Raw genomic sequence first — 10,822 nt, 5'->3', positions numbered from 1 at the left:
GCCCCCCGCCCCCCCCCCGCGCCCCCCCCCCCCCCCCCCCCCCCCCCCCCCCCCCCCCCCCCCCCCCCCCCCCCCCCCCCCCCCCCCCCCCGGCCCCCCCCCCCGCTTCCGCTTGTGCACCCTCAGCTGGGGCTGGTTTCCGTGGCAGGGTGGAGCGGGCAAGGCACAGGGGGCCAACAGAAGAGGGGGAACCGTGATCGTCTGGATCAACGGCGCGTTCGGTGCGGGGAAGACCACCACCGCACGGGAACTGATCGACCTGATCCCGAACAGCACGCTCTTCGACCCCGAGGTCATCGGCGGCACACTCACGCACCTGCTGCCGGCCAAACGCCTCACCGAGGTCGGCGACTTCCAGGATCTGCCGATCTGGCGACGTCTCGTCATCGACACGGCGGCCGCCATGCTCGCCGAACTCGGCGGCACGCTCGTCGTGCCCATGACCCTGCTGCGTCAGGAGTACCGCGACGAGATCTTCGGCGGCCTCGCCGCCCGCCGTATCACCGTCCGGCATGTCCTGCTCACCCCGGCCGAAACGATCCTGCGCGAGCGGATAGCCGTCCGTGCGATACCGCAGGACCTACCCGACGGCGAGATACGGGTGCGGCAGTGGTCGTACGACCACATCGAGCCGTACAAGGCCGCCCTGGCGTCCTGGCTCACCGCCGACGCCCACCCCGTCGACAACGGCGCCCTCACCCCGTACGAGACCGCGACCCGGATCGCCGAGGCCGTCAGCTCGGGTGCCGTGCCCGTCTGCGACATCGTGCAGACCCCCGAACCCACCGCCGAGACCCTCGCCGCCGGCGTCCTGCTCTTCGACGAGCGGGACCGCGTGCTGCTCGTCGACCCGACCTACAAGGCCGGCTGGGAGTTCCCCGGCGGCGTCGTCGAGCCCGGCGAGGCGCCCGCCCGCGCCGGCATCCGCGAGGTCGCCGAGGAGACCGGGCTCCACCTGGACGACGTACCCCGCCTGCTCGTCGTCGACTGGGAGCCGCCCGCGCCGCCCGGGTACGGCGGTCTGCGCCTCCTCTTCGACGGCGGAAGCCTCGACTCCGCGGCGGCCCGGGAGTTGCTGCTGCCCGGCCCCGAACTGCGCGGCTGGCGTTTCGTCACCGAGCAGGAGGCCGCCGGCCTGCTCCCGCCGGTCCGGTACGAGCGGCTGCGGTGGGCCCTGCGGGCGCGGGAACGCGGTGCGGCGCTGTACCTGGAGGCGGGCATCCCGGTCGGTGGGTAGGGGGCCGGACTTGACCGTGGCTTCTGCGAGTGCGTCGTCCGCGGGTGAGCCTGTGTGTCTTCTGCGGGCCCGTGTGTCTGCTGCGGCTGGGCCCATGGCCCGACGCGTGGTCTCGTCGCCCGGGGCGTCAGGCCATGGACCCGAGGCGCCGGCCGGCGCGTCACCGACGACGTGCCATCCGGTGCAGACCGGTCGGTCAGCTCGCCGCGTAGTTGCGCAGGAACTCCGCCTCCGCCACCGACAGCCGTTCCAGTTCCTGGGGCGAGACGCTCTCGTTCACCGCGTGGATCTGGGCCTCCGGCTCGCTCAGGCCGATGAGCAGGATCTCCGCGCGCGGGTAGAGAGCGGCGAGGGTGTTGCACAGCGGGATCGATCCGCCCTGGCCGGCGTACTGCATCTCCTGACCCGGGTACGCCACCGCCATCGCGTCGGCCATCGCCTGGTACGCCGGGCTGGACGTGTCCGCGCGGAACGCCTGCCCCTGGCCGATCTGCTCCGTGCTGACCCGCGCGCCCCACGGGGTGTGCGCCTCCACATGCGCCTGGAGCAGCTTCGTCGCCTCGGCCGCGTCCACACCCGGCGGCACCCGCAGGCTGATCAGCGCGCGGGCGCTCGCCTGCACGGACGGAGTGGCGCCGACGACCGGCGGGCAGTCGATGCCGAGCACGGTCACGGCCGGACGCGCCCAGATCCGGTCGGCGACCGTGCCGGAGCCGATCAGCCCGACGCCGTCCAGCACCTTGGCGTCCTGGCGGAACTGCTCCTCCGCGTACTGCAGCCCCTCCCACCGCGCCTCGGAGGTCAGACCGTCGACCGTCGTCGAGCCGTCCTCCGCCCGCAGCGAGTCCAGTACGCGGATCAGCGCCGCCAGCGCGTCGGGCGCGGCCCCGCCGAACTGCCCGGAGTGCAGGTTGCCTTCCAGCGCGTCGACCCGCACCCGCACCAGGGTCATCCCGCGCAGGGTCGAGGTCACCGTCGGCAGTCCCACGCGGAAGTTGCCCGCGTCGCCGATGACGATCGTGTCGGCCGCGAGCAGCTCCGGGTGCTCCTCGGCGTACCGCTCCAGGCCGCCCGTGCCCATCTCCTCCGAGCCCTCGGCTATCACCTTGACGTGCACGGGCACGCCACCGTTGGCCTTGAGGGCGCGCAGCGCCAGCAGGTGCATGATCACGCCGCCCTTGCAGTCGGCGGCACCGCGGCCGTACCAGCGGCCGTCCCGCTCGGTCAGCTCGAAGGGAGGGGTCGTCCAGCCGGCCTCGTCCAGCGGCGGCTGCACGTCGTAGTGGGCGTACAGCAGCACGGTCTTCGCGCCCGCCGGTCCGGGCAGGTAGCCGTACACCGACTGCGTGCCGTCAGGGGTGTCGAGCAGCGCCACATCCTCGAAGCCCTCGGCGCGCAGCGCGTCCGCGACCCAGCGCGCCGCACCCTCGCTCTCACTGCGCGGGAACTGGTCGAAGTCCGCCACCGATGGGAAAGCCACCAGCTCGGCGAGCTCCTCCTTCGCCCTGGGCATGAGGGAGGCGACGGTCTCGGCGACCGGATTCGACGTCATGGGCACGCTCCTCGTAGGTGCGACGTTGTCCTTCTGTGTACGGGTTCCGTACGGGTCGGTCTGTGCCGGACCGGTACGGTCCGCGCGGTCGGTGGTTGCCGCGGGTGCTGCACCCGACCGCGTGAGTGTAGGCGCGCCCTGGTGTGCGGGGCGCATACGGTGCCGATCCTCCCACAGCGACCTGCGGCGATCACGGCCGTAGGATGCGGGGGGACAGATCGGCAGGCGGCGGATCGGGAGCAGCAGACCATCGTGAGCAGCGAGAACTCTTCGGCGGACGACGGGCAGCAGGTGTGGGACGTCCTCGTGGTGGGCGCGGGACCCGCGGGAGCCTCGGCGGCCTATGCGGCGGCGGTCGCGGGACGGCGTGTGCTGCTGCTGGAGAAGGCCGAACTGCCCCGCTACAAGACGTGCGGCGGCGGGATCATCGGCCCCTCGCGCGACGCGCTGCCACCCGGGTTCGAACTGCCGCTGCGGGACCGCGTCCACGCGGTGACCTTCTCCCACAACGGCCGCTTCAGCCGTACGCGGCGCTCCAGGCAGATGCTCTTCGGGCTGATCAACCGGCCCGAGTTCGACCATCAGCTCGTCGAGCACGCCCAGAAGGCGGGCGCCGAGCTGCGTACGGGTGTCACGGTCTCGCGGGTCGAGCAGCACGGGTCGTCGGTGCCGGACCGGCGCTCGGTCGCCGTCGTGCTCCAGGGCGGTGAGACGCTGCTGGCGCGGGCGGTGGTCGGCGCCGACGGCAGCGCCAGCAGGATAGGTGCACACGTCGGGGTCAAGCTCGGTCAGGTGGATCTCGGCCTGGAGCTGGAGATCCCGGTGCCGGACACGGTCGCGGAGGACTGGAAGGGGCGTGTCCTCATCGACTGGGGGCCGATCCCGGGCAGCTACGGATGGGTGTTCCCCAAGGGCGACACCCTCACGGTCGGTGTGATCTCCGCGCGCGGTGAAGGCGCCGCCACCAAGCGGTACTTGGAGGACTTCGTCGGGCGGCTGGGACTCGCAGGCTTCGAGCCCAGCATCTCCTCCGGGCACCTGACCCGCTGCCGCGCCGACGACTCGCCGCTGTCGCGCGGGCGTGTGCTCGTGTGCGGTGACGCGGCCGGGCTGCTGGAGCCGTGGACCCGCGAGGGCATCTCGTTCGCGCTGCGGTCGGGGCGGCTCGCGGGGGAGTGGGCGGTACGGATCGCGGAGGCGCACGACGCGGTGGACACGCGCCGGCAGGCCCTCAACTACGCGTTCGCCATCAAGGCCGGGCTGGGCGTGGAGATGGCGGTCGGCAAGCGGATGCTGACCGCCTTCGAGCGACGGCCCGGGCTCTTCCATGCCGCACTCACCGGGTTCCGGCCGGTTTGGAGGGCGTTCCGGGACATCACGCGGGGCGCCACGTCCCTGGGCGAGCTCGTTCGCACGCATCCCATGGCCCAGCGGGCCATGACCGTGCTGGACCGGCGGGCTGTGGGGAACGCGAGCACGAAGAACGGGACGGCGGACCACGGGGCGGCGGACCACGGGACGGCGGCGACCGGCGCGGCGGTGAGTGGCGCGGGGGAGCGGGGCGCGGCGGACCGTGGTGAGGGGGAGCGCGACTCGGACGAGGGGAACGGGGCGACCGGGAGCGGTACGGCCTGAGGCCGGCGCATCAGCTCTGGGTCCGCCACGCCGGCGAGGCCGTCGACGTCAGTCACCGAGCTTGGCGGAGCTTGCAGGCCTCGGGTAGCTGATCTCGAAGACGGGGTGGTCAGGGGCGATACGGCGCAGCTCCTCGTCGGAGGAGTCGGGGCCGACGCCCTTGAAGAAGACGCCGACTTCGGCCTTCCAGCGCTTGAGGTAGGCGCGCAGGAGCCGGGGCTTGTCGTCGTCGGCGACCTCGGTCGCGGCGAACGCGTCGACGTTCTTGCCGAGCCGCAGCTCCCCGCCACCCGCGGCCCGCATGTTGTGCGTCCACTGGACGTGGCCACGGGGCGCGACGAGGTATTGGCGGCCGTCGACGGTCAACAGGTTCACCGGGGTGGTGCGCCAGGTGCCGCTCTTGCGGCCGCGGACGGCGAGGACGCGAGAGCCCCAGACGCTGATGCCGCGACGGGTCAGCCAGGCGACCGCGCGGTTGAAGACGTTGACGGTGAACCAGCCGGGCTTCTGGACATGCGTGGACATGCGGGCGCTCCTGGAGTGGAAGGAGAGCAGTGCTCTCGCTCTGGCTTGGGTTCAGTTTGAGTGAGAGCATCGCTCTAAAGCAAGAGCGATGCTCTCACTTAGGAGCGGTGCTCCATCCCGCTCCCGGCGTGCGGCTGCCCCCTCCGGAGCGCACTCCCCTCTCCTCGGGGTGCCGCACCCGCGTGCACCGCTCCGTCCGGAGAGCACTGCTCACCTCCGTGTGCACTGCTCCGAAAAATGGAAAACTCCCCCCATGACCACGAGCAGCACCCCTCTCGGCGCCCGAGCCCGGGCCAGGATCGAAGTCACCGCGGCCATCAAGGACGAGGCGCGCAAACAGCTCGCGGCCGAAGGCGCCGCCAAGCTCTCCCTGCGCGCTGTCGCCCGCGAACTAGGCATGGTCTCCTCCGCCGTCTACCGGTACTTCCCCAGCCGCGACGACCTCCTCACCGCGCTCATCATCGACGCCTACGACTCACTCGGCGGCGCCGCCGAGTCCGCGCACGGCGAGGTGGCGGACGCCGGCCCGGTGCAGCGCTGGATGCGTGTCTGCGAGGCCGTGCGTGACTGGGCGTTGGCGCATCCGCACGAGTACGCGTTGATCTACGGTTCACCTGTCCCCGGGTACACCGCGCCGCAGTCCACCATCCCGCCCGCCGCGCGCGTCGGGCATCTGCTCATCGGCATCGCGCGGGACGCGCATCGCGGACTGGGGGTGGCCAAGCCGCGGTTGGCGCAGGAGTTGCGGCCGGAGGCGGTGCGGATGGCCACCGATCTCGCGCCCGACCTGCCGCCGGAGGTGGTGGTGACGCTGGTGGCGGCCTGGGCGCAGTTGTACGGGCTGGTGGGGTTCGAGGTGTTCGGGCAGTTCACCAGGATCGTCGAGGACCGCGAACCCTTCTTCCGGCAGGCCGTCGGCCAGCTCGCGCAGACCGTCGGCCTTGTCTTCCCGCAGCAGGGCAAGGCCGAGCGGTCCCGCCGGGGCAACGGCTCCGGCGGCAAGAACGGCGGGTCCGCCGGCAAGGGCGGCAGGCCCGGGCTGTGATGCCGAAGCGGCGCGGGCAGTGACGTGCCGCTCGTGCCGCCACCGTGCCCTCGCCGCCTCGGCTGCCCTCGCGTCCCGGGCCTGTTCCCTCGCGCCCCCGTGCCCTCGCGGCCCGCCCGGCCGGGTCAGGTCGTCCGGCTTCGCAGGTCGCTCGCGGCGGGGAGGGACACCTTTGCCGAGACCGGGGGATGGTCCGGCCAGGCGAAGGCGTACCGGGGGTCGCCCCCACGGCTCAGCCGTACGAAGCGCAGGAGTTCGCGCACGATGCCTGCGCTGCCCATCGCCCAGCCGGTGCGCGGTTCGAGGTCGCTCGGTGTGGCCCGGTGCTCGGAGTTGGACCAGCGGGCGCCGCCGGCGTCCCGGATCGCACGGTCGGCGAGGTCCGCGACGAGGACGTGGGCGAAGTCGTGCGGGTCCTGCTGTTCTGCGATCCGGTCGCAGGCCAGGGCGAGGACACCCGCGGTTCCGCAGCAGCGGCCGTTGTTGTCCCAGAACCCGGGGCGTAGCCGTTCGGGCAGGCCGGAGTGGGTGACCGTGTGCCAGCAGCGGTCGGCGAGGGCCTGCCAGGCGGGGTCGGCCGTGATGTCCCGCAGCAGCCGGAAGACCTGGGCGTCGCCGGCCGGGCCATGGCACCAGCCGTAGCTGATCGGTTCGATCAGGTCGGGGAGGTACTGCGGGGTGGAGTGCCGTACCAGGAAGCCCCTCGGCCCCGCTTCGTCACGTGCCACCACGTCCGTGGCACCGGCCAGCGCCAACTCGGCCAGATCCGCACGGCCGGTGGCCCGGCCGACCCGGGCAAGCGCCAGGACGATGCCGAGGGTGCCGTGCGAGAGGTGGTGCAGGCGTGAGTCGGTGTCTGTCCGGTGGGCCCAGTGGACACCGGCCGGGGTCCGCTCCGCCATCCGCAGGTACGGTTCCACGGCGAGGACGGCCAGCTCGGTGTCGCCGGCCGCAAGCGCGCCGAGGCCGATTCCCGCGTTGCCGCCCATCAGCTCGAACAACTCGCCCCAGCGCGTTCCGTCGAAGCGTGACCGTACGAGTTCCAGCGCACGGTCGGCGGCGGCGCCGGCTGCCGTGTCGCCGAGTTCATCGTGAAGGGCCCGCAGTACGAGGGCCGTCCCGGTACGGCCGAAGTAGAGGGAGTCGTCGTCGAGGACGTCGATCGATTCCGCCAGGCCGGGGACCGTACGCACGGCGGTGTCGGCGTAGGCGTCGTCGCCGAAGTGCCGCCATGCCTCCAGGAGCACGGGGACGATCCCGGCTGTGCCGCTGTAGAGCGTCGGGTCGGGTGCGTGGTCCGAGGGCTTGGCCGGCCAGGCGAGGCTGCCCCCGGCCGTCTCCCGCGCCGCAGCGGTGAGCCGGCGCAGCCCGTCCGCCGCGAGTGCCTCGACCTCGTCGACCGCCACGACGGTGGCCTTCGCTGTGTTCACCGGCCCACTCTCCCATGATCCTTTGGGCGAGGAAGATCGCGTCGTCGACCTGGACGGAGGTGTTGAGCAGTCCGCAGGCATGCCCTGTTCGCGGTCGGCGACGCCGGTGGTGGCCTGGATGCGGCGCAGAGCACCAGGAGGGTGCCCCAAGTAACATGCAGACGCATTTGATGCTGATGCAATGAATTCACTTCTCTGCTACGGTGCCGTCATGGCGGCGAAGAAGGCCGAGCAGGAGCTGGTCGAGCAGTGGCGGGACATTCTGGACCTGCATGCGCGCACGCAGTGCGAGATAGACCGCGCCCTTCACCGACACGGGCTGTGCGCCAGCGACTTCGAGGTGCTCGACGTGCTCGCCTCCGGCTCCACGACGGACACCGGCACCTGCGCCCTGCGCGTCCAGGAGATCTCCGAGCGGGTCCACCTCAGCCAGAGCGCGCTGTCCCGGCTGATCGCCCGGCTGGAGAAGGACGGGCTCCTGGAGCGCGCGATGTGTCCCGAGGACCGGCGCGGCGTCCGTGTCGCGCTCACGGAGAAGGGGCGCGAGACGCACGGTGAGGTGCTGCCGGTGCAACGGGCGGTGCTGACCCGGATGCTGACGGACTGACCGGCGCGCCGGCCGGCCGTCAGCCCCAGACGATCCCCGACTTCTCACGCCACAGGCCGGCGAGCGCGCTGTCCCCACCGACCTCGGGGAACGGCAGCCGGTTCCAGAGCGACAGATAGAGCTGTACGGCCGGTCCGGCGATCTCGCAGTCGGCGGCACCGGCGTCGTCCCGCTCCGTCATGGGCGGTTCCGCGGACAGTCGTACGGTCCACACCGCGTCGTCCCTGTCCGTGGCCCGCACCCGCAGCACCCGGGGCGTATCGGTGCGCACGGCGCTCCGGCGGCGTGCGTGGAAGCCGCGCAGCAACTCGTCGATGCCGTCCACCGCGAACCCGGGGACGATCTCCGCGCCCGTACCGCCGCGTGCCGCCTCCGCGTCGACGCGGTGCACGGTCGTCTCGTGCGCCTGTCGCCGCGCCCAGCAGGCCAGCGGGGACGGAGCGGGCAGCACCTGCCAGCACTGCACGTCGGCCGGGGCGGCGGCGAGCGCCCCGACGAGCCGGCGGTGCCCCGCGCGGAACCAGGTCAGCAGGTCCTCGCCGTCCAGATCCGGCAGTTCGCCGCCGGGCCGGTACGAGGTCCGCGCCTCGGCGACGAAGGCGGTCGCCCAGCGGTGCACCATGCCGGTGTGCCGCAGCAGGTCCCTGACCTGCCAGTCCGGACAGGTCGGCACCTTGGCGCCGGTCCCGGCCGCGGCGGCGGCGGTGGCGAGCAGACGTCCCTCGCGGTCGAGGGTGTCGATGAAGTCGGCGGTCTCCATGCCGGTGAGTCTGCCGCATGGAGCGCGGTCGAGGGGGCGCGTTTCCCGGCGCTTGTCCGGTTGGCCGTCCGGCGGCTCCCGGTCCGACCGTCGTGGCGCTTCCGGCGCCGTGCGGGGCGTTCGGCGCGCGGTTGGCGAAGCGCTACGCCCGGCTCCGGGCGACCGGCGGCCTTCACCCCGCGGCCACCTTGCGGGTGGCGACGCCGATCGCCGCGGCGATTCCCGCCAGTAGCGCCACGCTCGTCAGGGCGGCCGGCAGGGAGAACCAGTCGGCCATGAACCCGATGGCGGGCGGCCCGAGCAGCATGCCCCCGTAGCCGAGCGTGGAGGCGGTGGCGACGCCGCCGGGACCGGCGAGCGCGCCCGCGCGTTCGACGGCCACGGGGAAGAGGTTGGCGAGACCGAGGCCGGCGACCGCGAAGCCGAGGAGGGCCGCCCACAGGGAGTTCGCGAGCGCGCCGACCAGCATCCCGGCCGCCGCGGTCGTGCCGCCGGCGACCACGGTGCGGGTACGGCCGAGGCGTTCGAGCAGTGCGGTCCCGGACAGCCGGCCCACCGTCATGGCAAGGGCGAAACAGGAGTAGCCGACCGCTGCCACCCCGGCCGAGGCGTCCAAATCCTGCTCCAGGTGCAGGGCGCCCCAGTCGGCCAGGGCACCTTCCCCGTATGCCGTGCACAGTGCGATCAGGCCGAAGACCAGCACGAGGCCCCGGGTGCGCCGGTCCATGCGGCGTGGGTCCTTCGCCTCGTGCGGGACGCGCTCCGGCGGGGCGGGCGGTGTGATGCGCAGCAGCGCCGGTCCCGCCAGGGCGGTCACCAGCAGGCCTACGCAGGTGAGTGCGAGCAGATGGCGGGTGGGCGAGAGGGCCCCCGCGACCAGCGCGCCGAGGCCGGCGCCCACCATGCCGCCGAGGCTGAAGGCGGCGTGGAAACTGGGCATCACAGGGCGGCGCAGCGCGGTGACGAGGTCGACGGCGGCGCTGTTGAAGGCGACGTTGATGCCGCCGTAGGCCGCCCCGAAGAACAGGAGGACGGCGCCGAGGGCCGACGGGGAGTGGGTGAGCGGTGGCAGCGCGACGCTGAGGGAGAGCAGGACCGCGCAGACCACGGTCACCGGATGGCTGCCGAAGCGCCGGCACAGCCGTCCCGTCAGCGTCATCGTGACCACCGCACCGGCGGAGACGCAGAGCAGGGCCAGTCCGAGCGTGCTCGCGGAGGCGTGCGTCTGTTCCTTGATCGCGGGGATGCGGACGACCCAGCCCGCGAAGATGAAGCCGTCGAGAGCGAAGAAGGTGGTCAGGGCGACGCGGAGGCGGGTGAGGTCGTTGTCCTTGCCCGGCACGGCGCTGTGCGAACGGGTTTTGTTTATTAGCGGCACAAAATGAGGTTAGGTCGAGGGTGGGGGGCGGGGCAAGGCCGGAGAGCTGTGAGGGCGTCGGTCACGTCCCGAACGTGCACAGGTGTCTCGGCCGTGAGCGCGTCGACCGGGCCGGGCGTCCGTTCGCGCCGCGCCGGCGTGTTCCGGGGGCGAGTCGCCGCCCCGCTGTCCCGCCCGGCTGGACTGCGGCAGTGGCGCCGACGGACCGGAACGATCCTGGGACCTGGGCCCCGACGGCCCTCACGGCCTCAGTGCCCAGGAGTGGCACTTGGTGCGTTTCCGGGTGGCCCGGGGCGTCGGCGGCCGCCCCGGTGACGCCCCGAAGCGCCGGCAGCGGTGGGCGGAGGGGGCGTTGACAGCCGGCGTCCTGGCGGGAGTTGCTCGGCGCGGCGGTCCGCTCGGCGGCCTCGGGGCCATGGGTCGGCGAGAACCACCTCAACGGCCGCCCGTCGGGCCGCTCGGCCGGGTGTCCGGGACCGTCCTGGCGAGCCTGCGCCGCAGGCCGCCCCGCGTGCACGTGGTCAGCGGCACCTCCGCCTCGGTCGGCGGCGCCGAGCCGGGCAGCGCGCCGCGCGAGACCGCCACGATCACCGGTGCGGTCGGCCGCGGCCGGGGTCTGGTCACCGTCATGTGGCGCAGCTTCCACGGCGCTC

General features: G+C 73.1%; 9 protein-coding genes and 1 pseudogene. 5 read left to right on the top strand and 5 right to left on the bottom strand.

Annotated elements, in window-relative coordinates:
* The first annotated feature begins 193 nt into the window (after positions 1–193).
* Positions 194–1,237, top strand: a complete 1,044-nt coding sequence (locus ACGF8A_RS31375; RefSeq protein WP_393113647.1) for an NUDIX domain-containing protein — start codon at positions 194–196, stop codon at positions 1,235–1,237.
* 196 nt (positions 1,238–1,433) lie between these two features.
* On the opposite strand, the gene ACGF8A_RS31370 is transcribed toward ACGF8A_RS31375, so the two are convergent.
* The gene (locus ACGF8A_RS31370; protein ID WP_393113646.1) at positions 1,434–2,789 is read right to left on the bottom strand and encodes a dipeptidase; all 1,356 of its coding nucleotides are present in this window, start codon (positions 2,787–2,789) and stop codon (positions 1,434–1,436) included.
* 252 nt (positions 2,790–3,041) lie between these two features.
* Between ACGF8A_RS31370 and ACGF8A_RS31365 the strand changes: the two genes are divergently transcribed.
* On the top strand, positions 3,042–4,424 hold the full coding sequence (locus tag ACGF8A_RS31365) for a geranylgeranyl reductase family protein (protein WP_393113645.1): 1,383 nt from the start codon (positions 3,042–3,044) through the stop codon (positions 4,422–4,424).
* Positions 4,425–4,472: 48 nt separating this feature from the next.
* Here the strand turns inward: ACGF8A_RS31365 and ACGF8A_RS31360 are convergent, their stop codons facing one another.
* On the bottom strand, positions 4,473–4,949 hold the full coding sequence (locus ACGF8A_RS31360; protein ID WP_393113644.1) for a nitroreductase family deazaflavin-dependent oxidoreductase: 477 nt from the start codon (positions 4,947–4,949) through the stop codon (positions 4,473–4,475).
* A gap of 253 nt (positions 4,950–5,202) precedes the next feature.
* Here ACGF8A_RS31360 and ACGF8A_RS31355 point away from each other — a divergent pair, with 253 nt between their 5' ends.
* On the top strand, positions 5,203–5,994 hold the full coding sequence (locus ACGF8A_RS31355; protein ID WP_393113643.1) for a TetR/AcrR family transcriptional regulator: 792 nt from the start codon (positions 5,203–5,205) through the stop codon (positions 5,992–5,994).
* Between the two features lie 125 nt (positions 5,995–6,119).
* Here ACGF8A_RS31355 and ACGF8A_RS31350 read toward each other — a convergent pair whose 3' ends face one another.
* Positions 6,120–7,424: a lanthionine synthetase LanC family protein gene (locus ACGF8A_RS31350; protein WP_393113642.1), complete on the bottom strand. Its 1,305-nt coding sequence runs from the start codon at positions 7,422–7,424 to the stop codon at positions 6,120–6,122.
* A gap of 211 nt (positions 7,425–7,635) precedes the next feature.
* On the opposite strand from ACGF8A_RS31350, the gene ACGF8A_RS31345 reads away from it, so the two are divergent.
* Complete coding sequence (locus ACGF8A_RS31345; protein WP_393113641.1) at positions 7,636–8,031, top strand: MarR family winged helix-turn-helix transcriptional regulator; 396 nt, start codon at positions 7,636–7,638, stop codon at positions 8,029–8,031.
* Positions 8,032–8,050: 19 nt separating this feature from the next.
* Here ACGF8A_RS31345 and ACGF8A_RS31340 read toward each other — a convergent pair whose 3' ends face one another.
* Positions 8,051–8,791 (bottom strand): maleylpyruvate isomerase family mycothiol-dependent enzyme, encoded by a 741-nt coding sequence (locus ACGF8A_RS31340; RefSeq protein WP_393113640.1) that lies wholly within the window; start codon positions 8,789–8,791, stop codon positions 8,051–8,053.
* A 172-nt stretch (positions 8,792–8,963) separates the two neighbouring features.
* Complete coding sequence (locus tag ACGF8A_RS31335; RefSeq protein ID WP_393113652.1) at positions 8,964–10,133, bottom strand: MFS transporter; 1,170 nt, start codon at positions 10,131–10,133, stop codon at positions 8,964–8,966.
* A 208-nt stretch (positions 10,134–10,341) separates the two neighbouring features.
* Here ACGF8A_RS31335 and ACGF8A_RS31330 point away from each other — a divergent pair.
* Positions 10,342–10,800, top strand: a pseudogene (locus tag ACGF8A_RS31330) (hypothetical protein); the annotation flags it as partial.
* Positions 10,801–10,822: the final 22 nt, after the last annotated feature.

Source organism: Streptomyces sp. NPDC047706 (assembly GCF_043204795.1).
Taxonomy (GTDB): domain Bacteria; phylum Actinomycetota; class Actinomycetes; order Streptomycetales; family Streptomycetaceae; genus Streptomyces.
The sequence above is the reverse complement of the archived record's forward strand: the minus strand, read 5'-3'. Positions and strand labels throughout refer to the sequence as shown.

Excerpts from the sequence above, each read along its gene's own strand:
- ACGF8A_RS31360 (WP_393113644.1), bottom strand. The coding sequence starts at position 4,949 with ATGTCCACGCATGTCCAGAAGCCCGGCTGGTTCACCGTCAACGTCTTC.
- ACGF8A_RS31355 (WP_393113643.1), top strand. The coding sequence starts at position 5,203 with ATGACCACGAGCAGCACCCCTCTCGGCGCCCGAGCCCGGGCCAGGATC.
- ACGF8A_RS31345 (WP_393113641.1), top strand. The coding sequence starts at position 7,636 with ATGGCGGCGAAGAAGGCCGAGCAGGAGCTGGTCGAGCAGTGGCGGGAC.
- ACGF8A_RS31370 (WP_393113646.1), bottom strand. The coding sequence starts at position 2,789 with ATGACGTCGAATCCGGTCGCCGAGACCGTCGCCTCCCTCATGCCCAGG.
- ACGF8A_RS31340 (WP_393113640.1), bottom strand. The coding sequence starts at position 8,791 with ATGGAGACCGCCGACTTCATCGACACCCTCGACCGCGAGGGACGTCTG.